At 52.9% G+C, this 23,353-nt stretch carries 24 protein-coding genes; 12 read left to right on the top strand and 12 right to left on the bottom strand.

All coding sequences use genetic code 11. From position 1 onward, the window contains the following. Window position 1 precedes the first annotated feature (1 nt). Both dnaG and VIN76_RS13830 read right to left on the bottom strand, forming a co-directional pair. Entirely contained in the window at window positions 2–1,885 is a 1,884-nt protein-coding gene (gene dnaG, locus VIN76_RS13835) for a DNA primase (protein WP_332042450.1), read from the bottom strand. Between the two features lie 10 nt (window positions 1,886–1,895). Beyond that, the gene (locus tag VIN76_RS13830) at window positions 1,896–2,348 is read right to left on the bottom strand and encodes a GatB/YqeY domain-containing protein (protein ID WP_332042449.1); all 453 of its coding nucleotides are present in this window, start codon (window positions 2,346–2,348) and stop codon (window positions 1,896–1,898) included. Window positions 2,349–2,509: 161 nt separating this feature from the next. On the opposite strand from VIN76_RS13830, the gene carA reads away from it, so the two are divergent. The 5 genes from carA to VIN76_RS13805 all read left to right on the top strand — a co-directional run bounded on the left by carA (window position 2,510) and on the right by VIN76_RS13805 (window position 8,792). Continuing rightward, the gene (gene carA, locus VIN76_RS13825; protein ID WP_332042448.1) at window positions 2,510–3,715 is read left to right on the top strand and encodes a glutamine-hydrolyzing carbamoyl-phosphate synthase small subunit; all 1,206 of its coding nucleotides are present in this window, start codon (window positions 2,510–2,512) and stop codon (window positions 3,713–3,715) included. Next, window positions 3,715–4,101 carry a ribonuclease E inhibitor RraB gene (locus tag VIN76_RS13820; RefSeq protein ID WP_332042447.1) on the top strand — a complete coding sequence of 129 codons (387 nt, stop codon included), beginning with the start codon at window positions 3,715–3,717 and terminating at the stop codon, window positions 4,099–4,101. Before carA ends, VIN76_RS13820 begins: the two co-directional genes overlap by 1 nt. A 115-nt stretch (window positions 4,102–4,216) precedes the next feature. Beyond that, a complete protein-coding gene (carB, locus tag VIN76_RS13815) occupies window positions 4,217–7,552 on the top strand; it encodes a carbamoyl-phosphate synthase large subunit (protein WP_332042446.1) in 3,336 nt (1,111 codons plus the stop codon). 115 nt (window positions 7,553–7,667) lie between these two features. Beyond that, window positions 7,668–8,141 (top strand): transcription elongation factor GreA, encoded by a 474-nt coding sequence (gene greA / locus VIN76_RS13810; protein ID WP_332042445.1) that lies wholly within the window; start codon window positions 7,668–7,670, stop codon window positions 8,139–8,141. A 6-nt stretch (window positions 8,142–8,147) separates the two neighbouring features. Continuing rightward, entirely contained in the window at window positions 8,148–8,792 is a 645-nt protein-coding gene (locus VIN76_RS13805) for a rhomboid family intramembrane serine protease (RefSeq protein ID WP_332042444.1), read from the top strand. Between the two features lie 21 nt (window positions 8,793–8,813). Here the strand turns inward: VIN76_RS13805 and VIN76_RS13800 are convergent, their stop codons facing one another. From VIN76_RS13800 to VIN76_RS13780, 5 genes are read right to left on the bottom strand one after another with little or no spacing between them, the layout of a single operon-like run. Beyond that, window positions 8,814–9,059 (bottom strand): DUF4170 domain-containing protein, encoded by a 246-nt coding sequence (locus VIN76_RS13800; protein WP_332042443.1) that lies wholly within the window; start codon window positions 9,057–9,059, stop codon window positions 8,814–8,816. Between the two features lie 21 nt (window positions 9,060–9,080). Next, window positions 9,081–9,617 carry a hypothetical protein gene (locus tag VIN76_RS13795; protein ID WP_332042442.1) on the bottom strand — a complete coding sequence of 179 codons (537 nt, stop codon included), beginning with the start codon at window positions 9,615–9,617 and terminating at the stop codon, window positions 9,081–9,083. 3 nt (window positions 9,618–9,620) lie between these two features. Next, entirely contained in the window at window positions 9,621–9,947 is a 327-nt protein-coding gene (locus tag VIN76_RS13790; protein ID WP_332042441.1) for a hypothetical protein, read from the bottom strand. Continuing rightward, complete coding sequence (locus tag VIN76_RS13785) at window positions 9,931–10,359, bottom strand: phage holin family protein (RefSeq protein WP_332042440.1); 429 nt, start codon at window positions 10,357–10,359, stop codon at window positions 9,931–9,933. The genes VIN76_RS13790 and VIN76_RS13785 overlap by 17 nt, the downstream gene beginning before the upstream one ends. Window positions 10,360–10,411: 52 nt before the next feature. Continuing rightward, window positions 10,412–10,996 (bottom strand): hypothetical protein, encoded by a 585-nt coding sequence (locus VIN76_RS13780; protein ID WP_332042439.1) that lies wholly within the window; start codon window positions 10,994–10,996, stop codon window positions 10,412–10,414. A 250-nt stretch (window positions 10,997–11,246) separates the two neighbouring features. On the opposite strand from VIN76_RS13780, the gene eno reads away from it, so the two are divergent. The 4 genes from eno (at window position 11,247) to VIN76_RS13760 (ending at window position 15,658) form a co-directional block, all read left to right on the top strand. Beyond that, complete coding sequence (gene eno / locus VIN76_RS13775; protein WP_332042438.1) at window positions 11,247–12,521, top strand: phosphopyruvate hydratase; 1,275 nt, start codon at window positions 11,247–11,249, stop codon at window positions 12,519–12,521. Window positions 12,522–12,707: 186 nt separating this feature from the next. Further along, window positions 12,708–13,019, top strand: coding sequence for an FtsB family cell division protein (locus tag VIN76_RS13770; protein ID WP_332042437.1), 312 nt, complete (start codon window positions 12,708–12,710; stop codon window positions 13,017–13,019). A 111-nt stretch (window positions 13,020–13,130) separates the two neighbouring features. Beyond that, entirely contained in the window at window positions 13,131–14,237 is a 1,107-nt protein-coding gene (gene pdhA / locus VIN76_RS13765) for a pyruvate dehydrogenase (acetyl-transferring) E1 component subunit alpha (RefSeq protein ID WP_414696370.1), read from the top strand. Continuing rightward, a complete protein-coding gene (locus tag VIN76_RS13760; RefSeq protein WP_332042436.1) occupies window positions 14,237–15,658 on the top strand; it encodes a pyruvate dehydrogenase complex E1 component subunit beta in 1,422 nt (473 codons plus the stop codon). Before pdhA ends, VIN76_RS13760 begins: the two co-directional genes overlap by 1 nt. 30 nt (window positions 15,659–15,688) lie before the next feature. Here the strand turns inward: VIN76_RS13760 and VIN76_RS13755 are convergent, their stop codons facing one another. The 3 genes from VIN76_RS13755 to VIN76_RS13745 are packed head-to-tail and all read right to left on the bottom strand — an operon-like array spanning window position 15,689 to window position 18,905. Beyond that, window positions 15,689–16,429: a pilus assembly protein gene (locus tag VIN76_RS13755; RefSeq protein ID WP_332042435.1), complete on the bottom strand. Its 741-nt coding sequence runs from the start codon at window positions 16,427–16,429 to the stop codon at window positions 15,689–15,691. Continuing rightward, complete coding sequence (locus tag VIN76_RS13750; protein ID WP_332042434.1) at window positions 16,426–17,028, bottom strand: TadE/TadG family type IV pilus assembly protein; 603 nt, start codon at window positions 17,026–17,028, stop codon at window positions 16,426–16,428. The genes VIN76_RS13755 and VIN76_RS13750 overlap by 4 nt, the downstream gene beginning before the upstream one ends. After that, window positions 17,025–18,905, bottom strand: a complete 1,881-nt coding sequence (locus tag VIN76_RS13745) for a TadE/TadG family type IV pilus assembly protein (RefSeq protein ID WP_332042433.1) — start codon at window positions 18,903–18,905, stop codon at window positions 17,025–17,027. The genes VIN76_RS13750 and VIN76_RS13745 overlap by 4 nt, the downstream gene beginning before the upstream one ends. A 157-nt stretch (window positions 18,906–19,062) precedes the next feature. Between VIN76_RS13745 and VIN76_RS13740 the strand changes: the two genes are divergently transcribed. Both VIN76_RS13740 and VIN76_RS13735 read left to right on the top strand, forming a co-directional pair. Then, complete coding sequence (locus VIN76_RS13740) at window positions 19,063–19,737, top strand: hypothetical protein (RefSeq protein WP_332042432.1); 675 nt, start codon at window positions 19,063–19,065, stop codon at window positions 19,735–19,737. Window positions 19,738–19,773: 36 nt separating this feature from the next. After that, window positions 19,774–20,244 carry a hypothetical protein gene (locus VIN76_RS13735; RefSeq protein ID WP_332042431.1) on the top strand — a complete coding sequence of 157 codons (471 nt, stop codon included), beginning with the start codon at window positions 19,774–19,776 and terminating at the stop codon, window positions 20,242–20,244. Here the strand turns inward: VIN76_RS13735 and trmFO are convergent. Continuing rightward, a complete protein-coding gene (gene trmFO / locus VIN76_RS13730; RefSeq protein ID WP_332042430.1) occupies window positions 20,241–21,602 on the bottom strand; it encodes a methylenetetrahydrofolate--tRNA-(uracil(54)-C(5))-methyltransferase (FADH(2)-oxidizing) TrmFO in 1,362 nt (453 codons plus the stop codon). The two genes, VIN76_RS13735 and trmFO, sit on opposite strands and share 4 nt — an antisense overlap. 85 nt (window positions 21,603–21,687) lie before the next feature. On the opposite strand from trmFO, the gene VIN76_RS13725 reads away from it, so the two are divergent. Beyond that, window positions 21,688–22,362 (top strand): lysoplasmalogenase, encoded by a 675-nt coding sequence (locus tag VIN76_RS13725; protein ID WP_332042429.1) that lies wholly within the window; start codon window positions 21,688–21,690, stop codon window positions 22,360–22,362. On the opposite strand, the gene VIN76_RS13720 is transcribed toward VIN76_RS13725, so the two are convergent. Continuing rightward, window positions 22,359–23,189, bottom strand: coding sequence for a TauD/TfdA family dioxygenase (locus VIN76_RS13720; RefSeq protein WP_332042428.1), 831 nt, complete (start codon window positions 23,187–23,189; stop codon window positions 22,359–22,361). The genes VIN76_RS13725 and VIN76_RS13720 overlap by 4 nt on opposite strands. Between the last annotated feature and the right edge of the window lie 164 nt (window positions 23,190–23,353).

Here is a 23,353-nt window from a genome sequence, read left to right as displayed (position 1 = left end):
ACTAAACTACATCGTCGATTTGGGTAAGCTCAACCAATCGTTCATGAAAATCCTGCTTTGCTCGCCGCAATCTTTGCTGCTCCGCAAAACTTTCATCATCCAGATGGTCTTGTACCCGCCGTGTTGCTTCCGCCAAAGCTGCTTCCAGTCCCGGACGCACCGTGATCACTTTAATCGCCTCTGCCAAGTCATTGTGCGCCCGTTCGAGTAAATCCGAAGGAGCAGAATCTGGCAGTTTGCGGTTGAAAGTGAAATTCAGCGCATCGGCCCGTAACAGCCCTTTTGCGGCATTATAACAATCTGTCTCTGCCAATATGGTAAGAAGGCCCTGCATATCAAGCATTTCTTTGCGCATTGCGGCACGAATTAATTCGGATAGCAGCGCCTGCATCTGCGAATCGGCCAGACGAAACATGGTTAGCGCTTCAAAATGCTTGGAAATCTGGGAGGGATGGCGGACCAAACCTCCCAATATGGCTTTTGCGATACGCAAGTCATAACCGTCGAGAAGAACGGACCTAGTATCATCCATAGGCTTGAAGGAAACATATTGAGTATTGAATTTGCCTCTTGAGCCCGCAAACTGCCTCTGTCCCTTCTGTCTCTGGCCAGTATTGTTGTCGCGCCTGGAGAAGAAAGCATTCTCATACCGTTCTTGAAAATCCTGCCGGTAATGTTGGGCAATATCCTGATCTCCAATATCGCGAACATGGTCAGACAGGCGTTTTTTCAGACCCGCTTTAGTTTCTGGTGTGTCCAGCGGTTGGGCTTCAAATTCCACCTGCCAGATTTTATCGCCCAGCGTTTGCGGTCGATCAATCAAGGCGGCAAAGGTCTGAGGGCCCTCAGAACGGATCAGATCATCAGGGTCTTGCCCGGAAGGCAGCGCGATGAAATTCAGGCTGTGGGATGGACGCAGGATAGGTAATGCCCTTAACGCGGCGCGCATGGCGGCTTTCTGTCCAGCATTGTCTCCATCAAAACATAATATGGGGGCTTCCACCATCTTCCAGATGCGTTCGATCTGATGTTCTGTAAGTGCTGTGCCCAGTGGTGCGACGACATCCTCAAAACCCGCCTGTGCCAATGCGATCACGTCCATGTAACCCTCGACAACCAAAATACGGCCCGTCTGACGAGAGGCAGGGGATGCTTTATCCAGGTTATAGAGCGTGCGGCCTTTGTCGAATAACGGAGTGTCGGGGGAGTTGAGATATTTGGGTTCACCTTCGCCCAATATCCGCCCTCCAAAAGCAATGACTCTTCCACGTGGATCTCGAATAGGGATCATCAATCGTCCGCGAAACCGATCATAAGGATCACGGTCATCGACCTTGATGAGCAATCCAGCTTCAACAAGTTGGTCCTCTCCATGAGCAGAAAGCGCGTCTTTCAAGCCATTGCGGGAATCCGGTGCATAGCCAAAGCCGAACTTGCGGATAGTGCTTTCTTTTATTCCACGATTTTTAAGATACTCGCGGGCGGAAGCGCCCTCAATTCCGTTAAACTGAGCGACGAACCAATCCTGCGCCGCCGCCATGACGTCATGAAGTGTCTCGCGTGTTTCCTGACGCTGGGCAGCGCGGGGGTCTGGCGCAGGAACTTCCATCTGTGCCTCAGCGGCCAATTCCTTCACCGCATCCATAAAGCTAAGACCGCGCTGGTCAGTCATCCAGCGAATAGCATCACCATGCGCGCCGCAACCAAAGCAATGGTAGAAGCCTTTTTCGTCGTTAATTGTGAAGCTGGGTGTCTTCTCGTCATGAAACGGGCAACACGCCTTAAACTCGCGTCCCGCTTTTTGCACCTTTACCGTCCGGCCGATCAGCGAGGACAAAGTGGTCCGGCTGCGTAATTCATCAAGCCATTGCGGAGAAAGGGTCATAGATTTCGGGTCAACTTAGCGCAGCCTTCACCAGGCCGCTAGCCTTGCTCATGTCGATTTCAGTGCCGTGGCGTGATTTTAGTTCCGCCATAACGCGGCCCATATCCTTCATCGATTCTGCCCCGAGTTCGCTTTTGATACCCGCTATCAAAGCGGTGGTATCCTCTTCGCTTAACTGGGCTGGCAGGAACTCTTCAATTACCGACAGTTCCATTTTCTCAGCCTTGGCCAATTCTTCACGCCCGCCGGATTCGAACATTTCAATTGATTCGCGGCGTTGCTTGGCCATTTTCTGCAAGACATCGGTTACCATGACATCATCATCGAGCTTGCTATCCTTTGTGCGCAGCTCGATATCCTTATCCTTGATCTTCGCCAAGATGGAGCGTGTGGCCGCTGTGCGATCTTTATCGCCAGATTTCATGGCCGCAATTTGCGCCGCTTTCACGTCATCGCGAATCATAGATTTCCCCATATTTTTGGAATAAGCTATCAATATAGCCGGAACTTAATTTTTTTCATAGATTGCGAGCAATTTTTTCGTCCTCTAGGGACGGCGAACTTTGCTTGAAGCGCGGGACTGCCATATACCCGCCATTATTACAGACATTAAGGAATAAGCTCATGACCGATACCAGCATCCCCGCCGCACCCAAGGGCGCCACTGGGATATTGGTATTGGCGGATGGCAGTATCGTATGGGGCAGGGGATTTGGCGCGACCGGTTCTGCGGTCGGTGAGGTTTGCTTCAACACCGCGATGACCGGCTATCAGGAGGTTATGACCGACCCGAGCTATGCCGGACAGATCATCACCTTCACCTTCCCACACATCGGCAATGTCGGTACGAATGACGAGGATGTTGAGGCTGACACGGCGCATGCGCTTGGTTGTATTGTTCGTGAAGATGTGACGGAGCCTAGCAGCTTTCGTAACAGTCAGCCGTTTGACGAGTGGATGGCGGATCAGGGGCGGATTGGCATTTCCGGTGTTGATACACGCGCCCTCACGCGGCGGATCAGGGAAGCGGGTGCGCCCAATGCTGTGATCGCCCATGATCCTGATGGACAGTTTGACATTGACGAATTGCTTGCCAAGGCGCGTGATTGGGCGGGGCTTGAAGGCATGGATCTGGCTTCAGAAGTGACAGGGCATCAGACGCGGATATGGGATAGCGGGGTCTGGCACTTGGGGCATGGATATGCGGCGATGGAGCAAATGGAGTCGCAAAGCGGTAATCGCGATCTCACTGGAGAGCGGCCGCATGTGGTTGCCATCGACTATGGCGCCAAGCGGAATATCTTCAGAAACCTTGTGAAGGCCGGGGCAAAAGTCACTGTTGTTCCTGCACAAACTTCGTTCGAGGAAATTATGGCGCTGGAGCCTGCGGGCGTGTTTCTTTCCAACGGTCCCGGCGATCCGGCGGCGACGGGGAAATATGCGGTTCCGGTTATCAAGGCGCTGCTGGACAGGGATGTTCCGATTTTCGGTATCTGCCTGGGTCACCAAATGCTGGCGCTGGCGGCGGGCGCGAAGACTATTAAAATGTTCCAGGGACACCGCGGCGCCAATCACCCGGTGCAGCGGCATGAAGATGGCCCCGATGATGGAAAAGTCGAGATTACTTCGATGAACCACGGCTTTGCGGTGGACGGGGAAACCCTGCCCGACACGGTGATCGAAACCCATAAAAGCCTGTTCGACGGCAGCAATTGCGGCATAGAGATAGTCGGCAAACGCGCCTTTGGCGTGCAATATCACCCCGAAGCCAGCCCCGGCCCGCAGGACAGTTTCTACCTGTTCGAAAAATTCGTGCGCGGGTTGGCCTGATGAGCAAAGTTGACCCCGAATATCTGGCCCAGGAATGGGCGACCGATGACGAAATCCTGCAAAGCATGTCGGAAGGCGGCGATCTGGCGCATGTGGTCAGAGAGATTAACGTGCAATTTGTCGGAGAGCTTGCGAATCTCAACAAGCTGAAAAACGACGCGAAGAAGCTCGGCTTTCACTCCGCCATTGTTGAGCAGGACGAAGACGACGACGACGGCGGGTGGCATATCGAACTGCAAATCAACGCGGATACGCGGCAGGAAACTATCCGCGAGCTAACGCGCAAATGCCTTGAGATCGAACTCGAATATGACATTGACCATGAAGGATGGGGCTGTTTTGCCTGTAACGAGAATGGGCCAATTTCCGATGAGAATCCGGCGTGATGTGCAGGGAGGCGATAAACGACAGAACGCAGAATGTCGTCGTTACCTTTAATTGTGGTAGCACGAGCACCGGCTTTCGCAACATTTTCCCCCTATCTAGCTTTTTAGGACTCTAATGCCCAAAAGAACTGACATAAAATCCATCCTTATCATTGGCGCCGGCCCGATTGTTATCGGACAGGCCTGCGAATTTGATTATTCGGGGACACAGGCGTGTAAGGCGCTGAAGGAAGAGGGTTACCGGATCATCCTGGTAAACTCTAATCCCGCGACGATCATGACCGATCCGGAAATGGCGGACGCGACCTATGTCGAGCCGATTACGCCCGAAATAGTCGCAAAGATTATCGAGAAGGAACGCCCCGATGCGATCCTGCCGACCATGGGCGGGCAGACGGCGCTGAACACGGCGCTGTCGCTCAACAAAATGGGCGTGCTCGAAAAATATGGCGTGCAGATGATCGGCGCGGATGCCGAAGCCATCGACAAGGCGGAGGACCGTGAAAAGTTCAAGGCGGCGATGGACAAGATCGGTCTGGAAAGCCCCCGCTCTGCGGTTGCGCACAGCCTGGAACAGGCGCTGGAAATTCTGGAAGATATCGGTTTGCCAGCGATCATGCGGCCAAGCTTTACCATGGGCGGCACGGGCGGCGGCGTGGCGTATAACCGTGATGAGTTCATCCATTATGTCAAATCATCGCTGGAAGCCTCACCAACCAATGAAGTTTTGATCGATGAATCGCTTATTGGCTGGAAAGAATATGAGATGGAGGTTGTCCGCGACAAGGCGGATAACTGCATCATCATCTGTTCGATTGAAAATATTGATCCGATGGGCGTGCATACCGGTGACTCGATAACCGTTGCCCCCGCGCTGACGCTAACGGACAAAGAATATCAGATCATGCGTAACGCCTCTTTGGCGGTGCTGCGGGAAATCGGTGTTGAAACAGGTGGTTCCAACGTCCAGTTCGCAGTGAATCCGAAGGATGGACGGCTTGTCGTCATCGAAATGAACCCGCGCGTGTCGCGCAGTTCTGCCTTGGCTTCCAAGGCGACTGGCTTCCCGATTGCTAAAGTCGCGGCGAAACTGGCGGTTGGCTATACGCTCGACGAAATCGACAATGACATTACCGGCGCAACGCCCGCGTCATTCGAACCGACCATTGATTATATCGTCACCAAAATCCCGCGTTTCGCCTTTGAAAAGTTCAAGGGTGCGGAACCTTTGCTTTCCACCGCGATGAAGTCCGTCGGTGAAGTCATGGCGATTGGCCGTAACATTCATGAATCCCTGCAAAAGGCGCTACGCGGGCTTGAGACCGGGCTGGACGGTTTTAACCGTGTCCAGGAACTGATCGGTGCGTCGCGGGATAAGATTGCGGAGACACTGGCGCTGCCTACGCCTGACCGGATTCTTGTCGCGGCCCAGGCGATGCGTGAAGGGTTCACTGTCGCGGAAGTCCATGAAATCGCGCATTATGATCCGTGGTTTCTGGAGCGGATTAAAGAAATACTGGATGCCGAGCAGGGCATTCTCGACAATGGCTTGCCCAATGATGCGCAGGCGCTCCGCAAGCTGAAATCCATGGGATTTTCGGACCAGCGGCTTGCCAAGCTGGCGGTTGATGCCGTGCATGTTGCAGGCGGGGCAGGGCGCACGGTCGCCGGAAGTCACGGCCTTGTGCATGATGCCGTCGCCGCGATGGCGGGCGCAACCACCGAGAAAGAAGTCCGGGCTCTGCGTCACAAGCTGGGCGTGCGGCCTGTCTTTAAACGGATTGATACCTGTGCGGGCGAGTTTGCGGCCAAGACGCCTTATATGTATTCGTCTTATGAATCGCCGATTTTCGGGGAACCGGAAAACGAAGCGCAGCCTTCGGATCGTAAGAAGATCGTCATTCTGGGCGGCGGACCGAACCGGATCGGGCAGGGTATCGAGTTTGATTATTGCTGCTGTCACGCCTGTTTCGCTTTGGCCGATGCCGGTTATGAAACGATCATGATTAACTGCAACCCCGAAACCGTATCGACCGATTATGATACGTCGGACCGGCTGTATTTCGAGCCATTGACGGCGGAAGATGTGCTGGAAATCCTGCATGTTGAACAGAGCAAGGGTGAGCTGGTCGGCGTTATCGTGCAATTTGGCGGCCAGACGCCCTTGAAACTCGCCTCTGCGCTGGAAGAAGCCGGAATACCGATTTTGGGCACGACGCCGGATGCGATTGACCTGGCGGAAGACCGGGAACGGTTTGCGAAACTGGTCAACGACCTCAAGCTGAAGCAACCTGAGAACGGTATGGCGCGGACCGAAGAAGAAGCGGTGAATATCGCGGACCGCATTGGCTATCCGGTTTTGATCCGGCCCAGTTTCGTGCTTGGTGGCCGTGCGATGGAAATTGTCGATGGTCCGGCCCAGTTGGAAGATTATATCAACACCGCTGTGCAGGTGTCGGGGGACAGCCCGGTATTGGTTGACCAATATCTGCGCGATGCGGTGGAAGTCGATGTCGATGCCATTTGCGACGGTGATGAAGTTGTCGTCTGCGGGGTGCTTCAGCATATCGAAGAAGCCGGCGTGCATAGCGGCGATAGCGGCTGCACGATCCCGCCCTATAATCTCAGCGATGATATTATCGCCGAAATGGAGCGTCAGACAGAGGCGCTGGCATTTGGCCTGAAAGTGCTGGGATTGATGAACATTCAATTCGCGGTGAAAGATGGCGAAGTCTATCTTATCGAAGTCAATCCGCGCGCAAGCCGGACCGTGCCGTTTGTCGCCAAGGCGATAGGCGTGCCGATTGCCAAAATAGCATCACGCGTCATGGCCGGAGAGAAGCTGAAAGACTTGCCGCCGATTGATAGGCATATTGATTATATTGCTGTAAAAGAAGCAGTATTCCCGTTCAACCGTTTTGCAGGTGTTGATCCGGCATTGTCACCGGAAATGAAATCGACCGGCGAAGTCATGGGCATTGATAAAAGCTTTCCGATCGCTTTTGCTAAGGCGCAATTGGGCGCCGGCAATGTCTTGCCCGATGGCGGAACGCTGTTCGTTTCGGTCAAGGATACCGACAAAAAGGTAATCGAGCCTGCGGTCAGGCTGGCGGAAAAACTTGGCTTCAAGATTATCGCGACCAGCGGCACTGCCGAATATCTTGTCGGTCAGGGGATAAAGGTCGATAAGGTCAATAAAGTCGCTGAAGGTCGGCCGCATATTGTTGACCGGATGATTGACCAGGACATTGACCTGATTTTTAACACGACCGAGGGTTGGCAATCACTAAAAGATTCCAAATCCATCAGGGCCGGGGCGTTGTCAGGAAAAATTCCCTATTTTACAACTGCTACGGCCAGTGTCGCCGCAATGAGGGCAATTGCGGCCTTGCGAGAGGAGACTCTTGAAGTTCGTGCACTTCAGTCTTATTATAAGGCATCGCAGGAATAATTCTCCGACATTCTGTCTTACTGCGGGCGTTACCCGATCACGGAGCGCGCCGGGGATATAGTTTTTTTGACGCAGCGGGGTGAAATCCGCTGCGAATTTACGAAGGAACGCCAAGATGGCTGTGGAAAAAGTACCTATGCTGGCCGAAGGCCATGCGATGTTGGAAGCTGAACTGAAGGTGCTGAAAGAAGAGCGTCCGCGGATTGTGGACGCGATTGAGGAAGCTCGCGCGCATGGTGACTTGTCGGAAAATGCCGAATATCACGCTGCGAAAGAACGCCAGGGTCAGGTCGAGGCGTCCATTAGCGACATCGAAGACAAGCTGAGCCGGGCGCAGGTGATCGACCCCAAGACTTTATCCGGTGATAAAGCAGTCTTCGGTGCGACTCTGACTCTACTCGACGAAGATGACAAAGTTGTGAAATATCAGCTTGTCGGTCAGGCCGAAGCAGACGTAAAGCAAGGCAAGATCAGCTATAACAGCCCCATTGGCCGCGCATTTATTGGCCGCAGCGTCGGTGACGAAATTGAAGTCACTGTTCCGTCAGGCGACAAATATTACCTGCTCGAAAAGATCGAATTTATTTGATCTGACATGAACATGCAGGATGGAAAGCTGACCAACGGGCTGGTCATCGCTAATGTGGTGATCTTCCTGTTGCTCTGGATTTCCGGTTGGCAATATGATGCTATCCTGCGTGGTGGTTTTTTTCCGATACGGTGGGGCGTTGAGGGCTATCCCGCGTTAGAGGCATATGGCGGATTGGTCCCTGCGTGGCTGACGCCGATTTCCTCGGCATTTCTGCACGCCGGGTTCTTGCATATCGCGTTCAATATGCTGATGCTGATATTCAGCGGACGTTTTGTCGAGCAGGTGCTTGGTGCCAAACTAATGGCTTTCCTCTATGTGCTCGGCGCTTATACGGCCGCGCTGGCGGAATATATGTTTAACAGCCAGTCCGTAAATCCGGTGATCGGCGCCAGCGGAGCGATATCGGCCATATTGGGGGCCTATGCGCTTTTGTTTGCGCGAAACGAGGTAAAGCCGATTGGCCCCATTCCGGGTTATGTCGTGCGGATTGCCTGGTTGAGCGCCGCGTGGATCGGAATCCAGCTCATGATCGGGATCGCGACTTATGGCAGCTTGACCAAAATCGCGATTTTCGCCCATATCGGCGGGTTTGTTGCCGGACTGATCGCAGCCCGGCCATTGCTGCTATGGCGGTTTAGAAGCGCCTGATCTTAATTTTGGCGCTTTGGCTCAATCGGCAGCGGGTAATTCGGGCGGCAATTCGGGTTCCAGCAATCTGTGCAGATGCACGATGACATATTTCATCTCTGCATCATCGACAGTGCGCTGGGCATTGGAGCGCCAGACCTCTTCGGCTTCTTCGTAATTGGGGTAGACGCCGACAAGGTCAACCTGGTCCAGATTTTCGAAATCCAACCCGCGCGGATCCTTTACCCGTCCGCCCATGACCAGATGTATTTTGCTGTTAATGCTCATGGGGTTTTCCTGTTCGTTACATTATTTGCCCGACCTATCAGATTTGACAGCATCGCTTGCAGCTTCGGCGGCGCTCTTAACAGCTTCGATCACTTTGCCAAGTAGATCTTTGATCTGGCTCTGAACCGTATCTTTGCCAAGGCCGAGAGTTTCAATCTGCTGCTGCCCGGCATCCTTTGCGGCGACATAGGCTTTTTTGGCGGTTTCGTTAATTTTCTTGCCCGTGCCGCCTACATATTTGGCTTCGGCTTTGCTTTTGGGGAGCAATGCGCCAACCAACACGCCCAGCGCCAAGCCGCCTGCAACGACAGCGAGAGGATGTTTGGTAACCGTTTCCTCCGATTTGTTAACCGCGGTTTTAGCCATTTCCCTGGTAGCGGCAACGCCTTCGGCGGCCTTTGTCTTGCCGTCGCCCAATAGAGCCGCTGCGCGCTGTTTGCTCTCGGACATTTTTTCAAGAGCAATGCCGGCACCGTCGCCCGCTTTTTCCTTTGCGATATCGAACCGTTCGCGCGAAGCGGTGCGGGCCTTTTCAATATTCTCTGATAATTTGCTCATGGTTCACTCCTCGGCATCATTTTGCGCATCGCCACTATTGGCCGACTTGCGATTGGTATAATGTTTGGCCAGCGGTTTACGCAGCGCCACCAAAGCAGCAACCGCAGCTACAGAGGCCACTTTGCCGGGATGGTTTTTCATCCCTTGCAGTGCTCCTTCACCGGTTTTTTGAACCTGGTCCAGAGTTTTGTTTTTGGCTTCCTGAATTAAATTGGTCGGGCGAAGCCGTTCTTTCGTGTCAGACAGATCCTTCCGCAATGTATCGCGCGCCTGTTGCTTTTCGATAGCCAGAGAGCGCAACCGGAATATGTCATCATTTTTTTGAGTCATTTGTCATTTCATCCAGAGGTAATTTGCGAGCCCGTGTGATTGCCATATTCGTCAGAACCGTTGCGATCAGCAATGCCCCGCCGGTCAACAGGCAGGTCGCTGCCACTGGCCCCAGATAATGCGTCAATATCAGCAATATGCCAAGGATCAGCGCAACCGCACCGACGACAGCAATTACCGCAGCCGCGCTGAACAGTAGCAAAACGGTCTTGGTGGCGGCCAAATTAACGGACAATTTAATCCGGTAATATTCAAGCTCCGCTTCCGCCAACTTACGGACATCATCGACAAGATCGGTCATCTGCATCTTGATCGATTTATCACCAGAAGCGGCTTCATGGGCCCGATCATCCTGCTCATCCGTTTCGGAAGGATGAGGGCTTTCTACGTCCACGGTTTTATTGTCCAACATCTATAATCCATCATGATGAAAGCGGAGTTGGTGAAACACATTTAAGTGCAAATTACGTGCGGTCATCCATCCCCGACTTGATCAGACGGGAAACAAGCAAGCCAACCACGGCGGCGGCGCCAATGGCGATAGCGGGTTTCTTGCGGACAAATTCGCGTGCATCCTCGACCATTTCGTCAACATCCTTGCTGTTGAGCTTGTCGGCAAAGGAAGAAACGGAATCAGCAGCCGAACGGGCATAGTTGCCATATTTCTCACCCAGATTTTCATCAATGGATCTGGCACTGTTTTCGATCATCTCGCCGAAACTTCCAATGGCTTCTCCTGCCATGGTTCTTCCCTCGTTAGCCGCAGTGCGGACCGTATTGATTGCACGGCCTTTCAGGTCGGTATCATCGCCGACTTTTGAAGATGCAGCCCGTGTCGCGCCTGCTTTCAAGGGAGCTGAAGGTTTTGATGCAGTTGATTTGTCTACGTCTACACCTTTGGCCGGTGTGGATTTAGAGGCTGGTTTGGTTGTTGATTTTGCCTTGGTGGCCCGCTTGGTCAGGGGCTTTTTTGTAGCCGGTTTTGCAGCGGCTTTTTTGGAGGACGTCGTGCTGCTCGCAGTGGTGTTTTTTTCGTCATCGGCGGTCATTTTCAAAATCCCTTCCTTAAAAAAACTAGATCATATTCTGGACGGTTTAATGTAATCGATCTCCTGTTCCCTAACATTAAAATGGTGCATGTTCACTATGAATCAAGTGAACGGTTCATGTGTTGGACAACTGAATCGCTTTTATGAAAATTTTTGTGGAACAGTTGATTATCCGCGCTTCGCGCATTGCCTTGTTCAGGCGGGCGCGATAAGGGCAGCGCAACAATAATCTTCGCAGGAGCAACGCGCTATGACCGCCATATTAGATATTCACGCCCGCCAGATTTTGGACAGCCGCGGCAATCCGACGGTGGAAGTGGATGTCCTGCTGGAAGATGGCAGCTTTGGCCGGGCCGCAGTCCCGTCGGGCGCATCCACCGGTGCTTATGAAGCTGTCGAATTGCGCGATGGGGACAAGAGCAAATATCTTGGCAAAGGAGTCCTGAAAGCTGTTGAAGCCGTTAATGGTGAACTGACCGAAGCATTGCTTGGCTATGATGCAGAGGATCAGGAAGAAATCGATTCGATCATGATCGCACTGGACGGCACGGACAATAAAAGCCGCCTTGGCGCCAATGCCTTGCTGGGCGTCAGTCTTGCCACGGCAAAAGCGGCGGCTGATGCGCGCGGTTTGCCACTTTATCGCTATATCGGCGGAGTTTCCGCACGCGTGATGCCTGTTCCGATGATGAACATCATCAACGGCGGTGAACATGCAGACAACCCGATCGACTTTCAGGAATTCATGATCATGCCAGTGGGCGCGGGCAGCATAGCCGAGGCTGTGCGCTGGGGCGCAGAGATTTTCCATACGCTGAAATCCGGTCTTGCGGAAAAAGGTTTGGCCACGGCGGTTGGTGATGAAGGCGGCTTTGCCCCTAATCTGGGATCGACACGTGACGCGCTGGACTTTGTCATGGCCTCTATCGAGAAAGCCGGTTTCAAAGCAGGGGACGAAGTTGTTCTGGCGCTGGATTGTGCTGCGACTGAATTTTTCAAAGATGGCAAATATCACATTTCCGGTGAAGGCAAGATATTGACGCCCGCTGAAATGACCGATTATCTGGCGGAGCTTTGCAAGGACTATCCTATCAAATCGATTGAAGACGGCATGTCCGAAGACGATTTTGAAGGCTGGAAGCTATTGACCGACGCTGTGGGTGATAGTGTTCAACTGGTCGGTGACGATTTGTTTGTGACTAACCCCTCTCGTCTGTCGCAAGGTATCAAGGACGGACTTGCCAACAGCCTGTTGGTAAAGGTCAACCAGATCGGCACGCTGTCTGAAACACTGGAAGCTGTCCGGATGGCCCAGAATGCATCCTATACCGCGGTTATGTCGCACCGGTCGGGTGAAACAGAAGATGCAACCATTGCTGACCTTGCGGTTGCTACCAATTGCGGTCAGATCAAAACCGGTAGCCTTGCACGTTCGGACCGGCTTGCAAAATATAACCAGTTGATCCGTATTGAGGAGGAATTGGAAACTGTTGCCCGCTATGCCGGACGTTCCATTTTTTCTTGATCCGGTTTTTCTTAATCCGGGCCGAACTGGTCAGGCGGTGATCTTCCTTGTCCAAAGGAGATCATCAGCCAGCTAACCACTGTAAAACGGCGCTTGGACCCGTTTATCCCAGTTTTTACTGGGTTTTGACGGGTGAATAGTGTTAATCTGCTTGCAAGCGGATAGATATTCTGATTCAAGAGAAATATGGCGCGTAAAGGGAAAACTGGTGGTTTAATCAAAGCGGCAATTGGCCCCGGCGTTGCGCTGTTGGTTCTGCTCGCCATTGCGGGCTATGCCGTCCTTGGTCCTACCGGTGTCTTGGCGTGGGGCGAATATCGCGCAGCATTGGACAACCGCAGCAAACAACTTGCGAAACTGGAAGCGCAGCGCGCAGCATTGAAAAACCGGGTGGATCTGCTCGACCCTTCTGGCGCGGACCCTGATCTGGTGGGTGAATTACTCCGTAAAGAGGGCAATTTTGTCCATCCGGACGAGATTATTGTTCCACTAAAATAGTTCACCTGATGAACGGCATTTTTTGTCTCTATTCCAAGCGTATAAGGCTTGGGAAATTTATCCTATATGTTATGGTAGGAAAATAATTAAATAAGACAGGAAATTGCAAGCGTGGCTAAATCTCCCCAGAAAGCTCCATCAACCGCAAATGCCCCCGCCAAACGAGCGCCCGCCAAAACGGCGGCTGCATCGAAAAAAGCTCCGGCGCGGGCCTCTAGCCGAGTGCCGACTTTAAAAACACCAATTTACAAAGCCGATAAGGCTGAGCTCATGCAATTTTACGAGCAGATGCTACTCATCCGCCGGTTCGAGGAAAAGGCAGGGCAGCTCTATGGCCTTGGTCTCATTGGCGGCTTTTGCCATCTTTATATCGGTCAGGAAGCGGTGGTTACCGGACTGCAATCCGCAATCGAGCCGGGCAAAGACAGCGTGATTACCGGTTATCGCGACCATGGTCATATGCTGGCATGCGGTATTGATCCCAATATTGTCATGTCGGAACTGACAGGCCGGGCATCCGGCATATCAAAGGGCAAGGGTGGCTCGATGCACATGTTCTCTGTCGAGCATGGCTTTTACGGCGGGCACGGTATCGTCGCGGCTCAGGTTTCCTTGGGCACCGGCTTGGCCTTTGGGCATAAATATAAGGAAGATGGCGGCGTGTGCCTGACCTATTTTGGTGACGGTGCATCAAACCAGGGTCAGGTTTACGAAAGCTTCAATATGGCGGAGCTGTGGAAGCTGCCCGTAATATACGTGATCGAGAATAACCAATATGCGATGGGCACCAGCGTCAATCGCTCATCGGCTGAAGACCAGCTTTATCGGCGCGGTGAAAGTTTCCGTATTCCCGGCGTCCAGGTTGACGGTATGGACGTGCTTGCTGTGCGCGGGGCTGCTGAAGAAGCATTGAAATTTGTGCGCAGCGGCAAGGGGCCGGTGCTGCTGGAACTCAAAACCTATCGCTATCGCGGCCACTCCATGTCCGACCCTGCAAAATATCGCAGCCGGGACGAAGTACAGGGTGTGCGCGAAAAATCTGACCCGATTGAAGGGTTGAAAGCCTTATTGTTGAAACAAGGGGTCAAGGAAGAAGATTTGAAAGCTCTGGACAAAAAAGTGCGTAAGACGGTGATGGAGGCGGCAGACTTTGCCGAGGAATCGCCCGAACCAGAACTGGCTGAACTTTATACTGACGTTTTGGTGGAGCAATATTGATGGCTATCGAAATTAAAATGCCCGCTCTGTCGCCCACTATGGAAGAAGGCACGCTTGCCAAATGGCTGGTTAAAGAAGGCGATGACGTCAGCTCCGGTGACATTCTTGCGGAGATTGAAACTGACAAGGCAACGATGGAGTTTGAGGCGGTTGACGAAGGCAAGATAACCAAAATCATCGTCGCAGAAGGCACGGATGGCGTGAAAGTCGGAACAGTTATCGCGGAAATGGCGGGCGAGGACGAAGGCGAAGACGAAAGCCCGGATACCGCTTCCGATAACAAGGCTGAGCAGGCATCTGAAGAAGAAGAACCGGAAAAAGAATCAGAATCTGAGGCAGAGTCAGAGCCAGAATCAGAAGATAGCCCTGAAATTACCAAAGAGGCACCGGCTGCCACGGTGTCCCGCGCTAGTGACCCGGATGTTCCGGAGGGCACGGCTATGGTCGCAATCACGGTGCGTGAAGCACTCCGCGATGCGATGGCAGAGGAAATGCGCGCGGATGACACTGTCTTCGTCATGGGCGAAGAGGTTGCTGAATATCAGGGCGCTTACAAGGTTACGCAGGGCTTGCTTGATGAATTTGGCGGCAAGCGGGTGATCGACACGCCGATTACCGAACATGGTTTCGCTGGAATTGGTGTTGGTGCGGCCATGGGCGGCCTGAAGCCCATTGTCGAGTTCATGACCTTCAACTTTGCGATGCAGGCCATTGACCAGATTATCAACTCGGCGGGCAAGACCAATTATATGTCGGGCGGGCAGATGCGCTGTCCGATAGTTTTCCGTGGTCCCAATGGCGCGGCATCGCGCGTGGCAGCGCAGCATAGCCAGAATTATGCTTCGTGGTATGCCCATGTTCCGGGCCTGATCGTGATTGCACCATATGATGCAGCCGATGCGAAGGGCTTGCTGAAAGCCGCGATCCGTTCCCCCGATCCGGTCATTTTCCTCGAAAACGAGCTGCTCTATGGGCGTTCTTTCGAGATCCCGGATATGGACGATTACGTCCTGCCCATCGGCAAGGCGCGGATAGTGAGAGAAGGCGCGGATGTCACGATCGTTAGCTATTCGATAGGCGTCGGTCTGGCGCTTGAAGCGGCGGATGTGCTTGCGGGTGAGGGGATTGATGCAGAGGTTATTGATCTGCGTACTTTGCGTCCTCTGGACACCGAAACCGTTCTCAAGAGCCTGGCGAAGACCAACCGTCTGGTGATTGCCGAAGAAGGATGGCCGACTTGCTCAATTTCCAGCGAGATTATCGCGCTGTGCATGGAAAAGGGATTCGATGATCTCGATGCACCTGTTTTGCGTGTCACCAACGAAGATGTCCCTCTGCCTTATGCCGCGAATCTGGAAAAAGCAGCCCTGATCGACAGCGCCCGGATTATCGAGGCGGTGAAGAAAGTTAGCTATCGATAAGAGAAGGCCTTGAGAACCAGTCGGGCAGGGTCAACTGCCCGGCGGGTTATCAATCGTCGCATAGACATCGCATGTCCAAAGCTGTGACTGCGGAATGCCGCTTGCATTTCGCAGCGCATGGTCGTCGCGTTCGCGCGCGACAAATGCGCTTTGGTAACGGATGACAACATCGCCAAAGAAGCGTTCGGATACCAGCGGCTTGTAATCATAAATGACTTCGACAAAATTGATCCCGCTCGTACCCGATGCTGTCAATTTATTGCCTACCGGCCCAATTCCGTCTTCAAGGTCCGCGTTGTAATTTAGTGAACCGCTGGCACCATTTTCAGATGTGTCATTTTCCACGCCAAAGCTGGAACTATATTTGGTGTTCCCACCATAGCAACGCTGCCACCTGATCCAGTAACCTGCGCTGGCACCGGACTTTCCGTTATGTTCAAAGTTGGACAGAATGAGCCGTGCGTTTTCAGAGAAAACTATGCTGTCGCCGGTCAGGTCCAGTCCGGTAAAAATCTCGCGAATATCTGCTTCGTCGATGCTTTCGCGCGCGCGCGAGGCGTTGTCTGCTGCCAGCATCGCGATCTGGCTGACCTGCATATGGGAAGTTGCCAGATGTGCTGTTTCCAACCCTGTCAGGCCAACAGTCAGCATGATGGGCGCGGTAAATGCAAACTCGATCAAAGCCAGTCCGCTTGTGTCTTTGACAAGGCCAAGATTTTGAAACTTGCTGGAAACGGTCATGAAGTGTGTTTTTGCTGCTTTCAATATCATAGCGCTGACTCGCATGTTTCGACCAAATCGACCTGTGCGCCGTAAGGTTGATTACGAACGGCAGTGCTGTTGGAGCTTGTCATGGTTTCACTCCAGCCGAACATTTTTGCCAACGGGAACAGGCGCTTTGTTTCGATTCCGATCTGATAGCTGACGATGTCATCGGGACCACCAGTGCCGGGAATGCCATAGTCCACATCGAACACGCCGTTTTTATTGTTGTCGATATAGCAGTCGCCGGGATCAACTTCGCCATTACCGTTGCTGTCCACAGTCAGCTTTTCCGGTTTTCCGATATTGGTAAAATCAAAATAGCTTTTGACCGTGACAGTCACTTTCGCATCTTTCAATGTCAGGGCATCCAGACCATCCTCGATAGCCATCTCGATTTGCTCGACAGTCATCTCGCCAGTTGATGCATCACGGGCGACTTCGTGCAGTTTGGATTTGGCAAGCGTATCCAGATAGCTTTGATAGCCGAGATCCATGATACCCAGCAGGATCATCATCAACGGACCGACGACAAGGCCGAATTCCATCAGCGTCGCACCATCTTCGCTTTTGATCAGGCGATGTTTCAGTTGGTTGAAATAGCTCATTTTGACAACCTCAAACCACCGATGGTTTTTGCAATATTGCCAAAGGCGCTTTTCAGTGCCTCGTTACTGGTCGCGGCTGCAGCGTGTTTCGGACTGCTGGCGCAATTCAACAAGTTTGTTCCAACTGTCGATGAGGCGGTAAACTGGATTGTCCAGACTGTGATGCCCTTCGCTTTTGCCGCGCTACACATTAACTGGAAGCGCTGGGCCTGTCGCTTTTCATAGTCATTTTGTCCCAACCATGTGGGTCCCAAGCGACCGTCCAGTTCGTTATAGCCATAAACATTATATCTATTAGGGAAGACGTTCAAATCACCGTCCGTCATGAAAACCAGATGACGTGAAATATTGAAACCGTTTTTCGTCTTTGAATTTTCAGCAGCAAATAAGCCTGATCCTGACAGGAACCGGGCGCCCCAGATCATTCCGATAGTATGGTTCGTGTTACCGGCGGGGTTTAAGCCATCAATATAGGATTTTAAATTGCCCGTAATCACATTGCCGTCGGAATCGGTGCCGCTTGAATCATATGTTGGGTATGATGCCAGCCGCCGGCCAGGAGCCGGACAGTCGGAGGATGATACTTGGCTACCGCTGCGGCGATATTCTACACCCTTCCAATATGGGCGCCAGCGTGTTGCCTTGCTTGATGGAATAAGGTCAATATCTAGATCATAAGCATTGGCCGGTATGGCATTGGTTGTTGGTTCAATGCTGGAATCTGTATCGCGTTCCTCGATGCAACCATCCCATCGGTCCGAGGGGCCATCTGTAGGATCGTTCGGGTTGTTATATAAAGTTGGACGCAGAACCTTAGGATTACTCGATTTTATTGACGCAACATAAGTCGAGACATCATGCGGAAATTGGTCATATTCCCAGAAATCAAAAACTGCATTTGGTTCCCATTCCTCGACTTTGGTAGGCGGCGCATCATATTCCTTACCATCGCGGGTACATTTTTTTGTGTACCAGTTATACTCTCCAGAACTATATTCATAATAGTAGCCGTTGCGAGTTTCGCTGAACTCATTTTGACATGCACTGTAACTACTATCAGTGTTAACTCCGACGACATCTCGCAAGTACTCGGAATAAATCTTCCAATGCGCCCGGCGCGTTTGATAGTGCCATTCATCCTCTTCGGCGACACCGGTCCCACCAACAAGCCAGCTAGGATCTTCATCATATAATGTCTCGCCGACGTTTATCATCGCGTTATATGGCATGAAGCCATAGCGGACTTGACTGCCGGACGTTCCGCCGCCCGGTCCCAGGATATCATAAAATTCTTTTACTGCGTTTTTTAAGCCCGTAATCCGTTTTTCGGATTCGTTGTATGTTGAGGAACCATTGGGCTTCCAGTCCATCGATCCGGTGACGTCCATCACCATCATCACATCGACATTGCCGATATCGAGGCGACTGGTGCAACTCACTTTGAGCGACATTTCTTCAAAGCCGAAAATCCGCATGATAGATGTATTGATTGTGGTTTCCGCAAAGCCCTGAACCGTCCGGTCACCCGGCCCATCAATGAAGCGCGGATTGTCTATTCCATCGACTTTCTGAAACGAGTTTGTTCCGAAGACGCCATCTTGAAAGTTGAAGTTGAAAAACTTCAGGGCTTCCGCTTTATCGCTTTCGGACATAGTAGCACCGGACATAGCGCGGCGCCCCGCCAAAGCTCCGGCATCGCAGGCTTGTTGAAGCCGGGCCTTCGCCATATAGGCACGGCCAATATCAACGCCTCCGCCAATCATGCCAGCGATCGGGAAAAGTGCAGCAGCAGCCATTGCCATCGTATTACCGGCAGTATCACTGCGCAGTTTTTGCAAAAATGACTTCCGCGATTTTATCTCGTCTTTGTCAACCATGCCCCTGGCCTTATGCTTTTTTGTGCAAAGTCGGACGAACCGACGAAATGCAACTTATCCTTACAGATAGAGAGAAAAGGGTTAGCGGCTGACAAAGGCTTGTGGTTAAATCGATCTTTACCTTGATTTTCGGCAGAAAACTGGCAACGGCGTGACCATGAACGAAGCGCCCTTACCCTTTGATCCATTGCACCGGTTGATATTGGCCTATGCAAAACGGTCTGATCGTTCCCGTTACGCGCTGGTTATCGCGCTGGATAACAGGTTCGCAGAAGTTATCCGGTCAACTTCGGAAACATTGATTGGACAAATGCGGTTAACCTGGTGGCGGGATATTTTAACCAAGCCTGTCGCACAGCGCCCGACGGGGGAGCCGTTGGTGGCGCGCATCAATGACGTGCAGCAGCAGGGGGTTGATCTGGCACCTTTGTTCAATCTTTTGGATGGGTGGGAATATCTGCTCGACGATTTTCCATGGGATGATCGCCAGTTTGACCAATATGCTGTGAAACGCGGGGAGGGGGTCTTTGCATTTGCCCGTGCCGGTAAAGATGAGCCCCTGACAGAAAACCAAAAGATAGGGGCGCAAGCATGGGCGCTGTGGGATTTTGCGCGCCATTGTTCCGACGAGAATATGCGGGAGCAGGCTTTTGAGAAATGCTGCCAGCTTTTTCAGCCTGTTTCACCGGTCACTTTTGACAGAAGCGGACGAGTGCTCTCAATTTTATGTAAACTCGTGCAAAGCGATGTAACAAAGAGGTCGTTAACAGCCGACCTTTACCGGCCAGAGGTCGCGAGTAACATTATATGGCATGGCATAACCGGCTGTTAACACCACTAAAAACAGTGTGGGGGAAATAAGCGGCACATGAAACGATATATCGCCGGTGCCGGTAGTATGATGTTTCTGATGATCGCCGGTCTCTTCATATGGTTTGGCGCCAAGGGGCAGGAAGTCGTCATCCCCAACGCGCCGCCACCGCCGGAGCCTTTGATAGCAGAGGGATTGCCAGAGGCGGATGGTAACGCCCCGTCACTTGGACCAGCGCCGCCAACTCCTCCGAAAGCGCATAAGACATCCCGCGAAGAACGGCGTTTCAATCGATATGACCGTAACCGCGATGAAATCATCACCCGGCTTGAAATGATGAGCAGCCGGACGAAAGCGTTTAAGAAGCTCGATAAAGACGGCAACAACCTGCTGACATTTGAAGAATGGGCGGTGTCAACAAGCGACCGCTTTGCCAATGCGGATAGTGATGGCGATGGCAAATTGACCCGCGCCGAGTTCCGGACAACCCGCCCGAAACGCAGCCCGCAGCCGCGCTGTAAGTGCTAAGCTGCCTGGCTATTGTCCTCCGATAACTGCTGCCACTCGGCAAAATCCTTACGCGCGCGGGCGGTGTAAGCCTCTTTGCGTTCTTTCTTCTTCACCCGTTTTTCAAAGGGCGGGAACAGTCCGAAATTAACGTTCATTGGCTGATAATCTCGCGCGTCCGCGCCGCCGGTAATATGGGACAGTAACGCGCCGAAAGCCGTGGTTTCCGGTGGATAGGCAAAAGCCTCTCCCTTGATCTCAGCCGCCACCATTCGTCCCACCATCAGGCCGACCGCAGCACTTTCGACATAGCCTTCGCAGCCGGTAATCTGCCCGGCAAAGCGGATATGCGGCGCTTTTTTCAGGCGCATTTCCTTGTCGAGCAGCTTGGGCGAATTGATGAACGTGTTGCGGTGCAATCCGCCAAGACGAGCGAATTCGGCATTTTCCAGACCGGGGATCGAACGTAGCAAGTCCGTCTGGGCACCATATTTCAGTTTCGTCTGGAACCCGACCATATTCCATAACGTGCCCAGCGCATTGTCCTGACGAAGCTGCACCACGGCATAAGCGCTCTCGCCCGTATGGGCGTTGGTCAGGCCGACCGGCTTCATGGGGCCGAAACGCAGCGTTTCCGGGCCGCGCGATGCCATGACTTCGATTGGCATGCATCCTTCGAAATAGGGTGTGTCCTTTTCCCATTCCTTGAAATCGGTCTTTTCGCCGTCCAGCAAGCCTTGAATGAAGGCTTCATATTGCTCGCGGTCCATCGGGCAGTTGATATAGTCTTTGCCATCACCTTCGGGACCGACCTTGTCCCAGCGCGACTGCATCCACGCGATATCCATGTTGATGCTGTCTTTATAGACGATCGGCGCAATGGCGTCGAAAAAGGCCAGAGAATCCTCGCCCGTCGCCGCGCCGATGCTTTGCGCCAGTGTCATGGCAGTAAGCGGTCCGGTGGCGACTATGGTGAGGCCGCTTTCGGGAAGCTGGTCTATCCGTTCGCGGACAATCTCGATATTGGGATGCTCACTTAAGGCCTTGGTCACGGCAGCGGAAAAATGGTCGCGGTCCACGGCGAGCGCGGAGCCGGCGGGAAGGCGGTTCTTGTCCCCTTCACCAATGATTATGGAATCCAGATCGCGCATTTCGGCGTGGAGTAATCCCACAGCATTTTTCTCTGCATCGTCGGAGCGGAAACTGTTGGAACACACCAGCTCCGCCAGCCCGTCGGTCTGGTGCGCTGGCGTCATGTCACCGCTTCCGCGCATTTCGGAAAGGCGCACTTTGATGCCTGCCTGGGCCAGTTGCCATGCCGCTTCTGATCCGGCGAGTCCGCCGCCAATAATATGTACCTGTGTCTGTTTTTGTGTCATGTTTTGTGTCATGGGCGTCTGTGTGTTGCCGTAAGTGGTAAATGTCAATCTGGCAGAGGGGCAGCTTGCGTGATAGGCCGATGATATGAAACGTGCGTTTATCGATTCCCGGCCTTATTTGCTGCTTAGCCTGTTGTTCGGGATCAGCTATTTTTTCTTTTTCGTGCTTCGCGAACCGGAAGTTCCCGATCCTTTGAAAATGCTGTGGAAGGGCGCTGGCGTAGGATTCCTCGCGGTTTATGCGCTGCACCGGATACGCGGATTTGATGGCAGGTTGATTGCCACGGTGATGGCATTCGGGGCGCTTGGCGATATTCTTATCGAGCTGGACCTGATTTTAGGGGCATTCTCCTTCCTGATTGGTCATTGTTTTGCGATCTTGCTCTATCTGCGACACAGGCGACCCAAACCGGCATTGAGCCAAATGATGTTCGCCATCCTGCTTGTTCCTGTCTCGGTCTTCGTGGCCTGGTCGCTGCCCTTCGATCGCAGTGCTGCTTCCGGTTTTGCGATTTATACGACCTTTCTGGCCGTCATGGCGGCGACGGCATGGCTGAGCGACTTTCCCCGCTATCGCGTCGGGGTGGGGGCGTTGTTATTCATCATATCAGACCTCTTCATCTTTTCCAGTGTCGGCTTTTTGCAGGATTCTGCGATACCATATTGGACCATCTGGCCATTTTATTATTTCGGCCAGTTCCTGATTGCCACCGGGGTTGTGCGTGCTCTGCGGGACAGAATGGCCGCCGTGAACCCTTAAACGGCTGCAATAGTGGTGCGGTGGAGCAAGCGGTCATAGCCTTCATAGCCGCCGGTGGCACAGTGGAGGACAGAGCGGTTATCCCACATGACCAGCATATCCGGTTCCCACTTGTGCCGGTAAACAAACTCGTCGCGGCTTTGCCAGATATATAATTCCTGAAGCAAGGGCAGGGCGTCCTCCTGCGCCATGCCTTCAAACCCGATAATATAGCCCATGCAACTGAACAGACCCGGACGCCCGGTTTCCGGATGCTCGCGGACCAGGGGATGAAGCTGCGTTTCGCGCGCTGTCTCATCGGGGCGGATCGCCATGCTGCGTCCCTTGTCCTTGTCCCCATAAGCACCGTCGGGCGCATAAGCGAGCTTGGCACTGTGAATGGCTGTCAGCCCTTCATAACGGGCGCGCATCTCTGGCGGCATGGCGTCAAGTGCGGCATGTTGGTTGGCGAATAAGGTATCACCGCCGACCGGCGGAATGGTGATGCCAAGCAAGCATGTGCCAGCGGGAGGATGTTCCTGAAAGCTCCAGTCGCTGTGCCAGTTTTCGGCAAATAAAGGTGATGTTTCGTCGGCATCGCGGCGGATAGCGGCAATATGTTCGCGGCCCTCGATTGGCGCGAAAAAGGGATCATGCCCGAAGCCGCCAAAATATAACGTGAAGCGCTCCAGATCATCGTCCGACATATCCTGCCCGGGAAAGGACAGGACGTGATGCTTTAACCAGGCGGCACGGATTTCGGCCACCTGTTCATCGCCAAGCGGTCTGGACAGGTCAATGCCCGTAACAGCGGCTCCGCAGGACTGGCCGGATGGCGTGACGATCATTGGCATCATCTCCTCTATCTGTTTCGCGGGTGCTATTTTTTAGCATTCCCTATTTTCTAACTTCACAAACTTCACACCAAGGAAGCTTTATTTTCCGCCGATTCCTGTTTTCCAGGGGGATTTTCCAACATGATGTTCTGTCACCTGTTGGAAAGGAAAAAAAT

It is taken from the genome of Parasphingorhabdus sp., from assembly GCF_036568145.1.
In the GTDB taxonomy this organism is placed as follows: domain Bacteria; phylum Pseudomonadota; class Alphaproteobacteria; order Sphingomonadales; family Sphingomonadaceae; genus Parasphingorhabdus.
This window is presented reverse-complemented; position numbering and strand designations above follow the sequence as displayed.

Bases quoted from the DNA above. Each gene is read 5' to 3' on its own strand.
- VIN76_RS13780 (WP_332042439.1), bottom strand. From the start codon at position 10,996: ATGACCGCCGATGACGAAAAAAACACCACTGCGAGCAGCACGACGTCC.
- trmFO (WP_332042430.1), bottom strand. From the start codon at position 21,602: ATGACACAAAAACAGACACAGGTACATATTATTGGCGGCGGACTCGCC.
- VIN76_RS13760 (WP_332042436.1), top strand. From the start codon at position 14,237: ATGGCTATCGAAATTAAAATGCCCGCTCTGTCGCCCACTATGGAAGAA.
- eno (WP_332042438.1), top strand. From the start codon at position 11,247: ATGACCGCCATATTAGATATTCACGCCCGCCAGATTTTGGACAGCCGC.
- VIN76_RS13725 (WP_332042429.1), top strand. From the start codon at position 21,688: ATGAAACGTGCGTTTATCGATTCCCGGCCTTATTTGCTGCTTAGCCTG.
- VIN76_RS13740 (WP_332042432.1), top strand. From the start codon at position 19,063: ATGAACGAAGCGCCCTTACCCTTTGATCCATTGCACCGGTTGATATTG.
- carA (WP_332042448.1), top strand. From the start codon at position 2,510: ATGACCGATACCAGCATCCCCGCCGCACCCAAGGGCGCCACTGGGATA.
- greA (WP_332042445.1), top strand. From the start codon at position 7,668: ATGGCTGTGGAAAAAGTACCTATGCTGGCCGAAGGCCATGCGATGTTG.
- VIN76_RS13755 (WP_332042435.1), bottom strand. From the start codon at position 16,429: ATGATATTGAAAGCAGCAAAAACACACTTCATGACCGTTTCCAGCAAG.
- VIN76_RS13750 (WP_332042434.1), bottom strand. From the start codon at position 17,028: ATGAGCTATTTCAACCAACTGAAACATCGCCTGATCAAAAGCGAAGAT.
- VIN76_RS13745 (WP_332042433.1), bottom strand. From the start codon at position 18,905: ATGGTTGACAAAGACGAGATAAAATCGCGGAAGTCATTTTTGCAAAAA.
- VIN76_RS13830 (WP_332042449.1), bottom strand. From the start codon at position 2,348: ATGATTCGCGATGACGTGAAAGCGGCGCAAATTGCGGCCATGAAATCT.
- VIN76_RS13800 (WP_332042443.1), bottom strand. From the start codon at position 9,059: ATGAGCATTAACAGCAAAATACATCTGGTCATGGGCGGACGGGTAAAG.
- dnaG (WP_332042450.1), bottom strand. From the start codon at position 1,885: ATGACCCTTTCTCCGCAATGGCTTGATGAATTACGCAGCCGGACCACT.
- VIN76_RS13820 (WP_332042447.1), top strand. From the start codon at position 3,715: ATGAGCAAAGTTGACCCCGAATATCTGGCCCAGGAATGGGCGACCGAT.
- VIN76_RS13720 (WP_332042428.1), bottom strand. From the start codon at position 23,189: ATGATCGTCACGCCATCCGGCCAGTCCTGCGGAGCCGCTGTTACGGGC.
- VIN76_RS13790 (WP_332042441.1), bottom strand. From the start codon at position 9,947: ATGACTCAAAAAAATGATGACATATTCCGGTTGCGCTCTCTGGCTATC.
- VIN76_RS13805 (WP_332042444.1), top strand. From the start codon at position 8,148: ATGAACATGCAGGATGGAAAGCTGACCAACGGGCTGGTCATCGCTAAT.
- carB (WP_332042446.1), top strand. From the start codon at position 4,217: ATGCCCAAAAGAACTGACATAAAATCCATCCTTATCATTGGCGCCGGC.
- VIN76_RS13735 (WP_332042431.1), top strand. From the start codon at position 19,774: ATGAAACGATATATCGCCGGTGCCGGTAGTATGATGTTTCTGATGATC.
- VIN76_RS13770 (WP_332042437.1), top strand. From the start codon at position 12,708: ATGGCGCGTAAAGGGAAAACTGGTGGTTTAATCAAAGCGGCAATTGGC.
- VIN76_RS13785 (WP_332042440.1), bottom strand. From the start codon at position 10,359: ATGTTGGACAATAAAACCGTGGACGTAGAAAGCCCTCATCCTTCCGAA.
- VIN76_RS13795 (WP_332042442.1), bottom strand. From the start codon at position 9,617: ATGAGCAAATTATCAGAGAATATTGAAAAGGCCCGCACCGCTTCGCGC.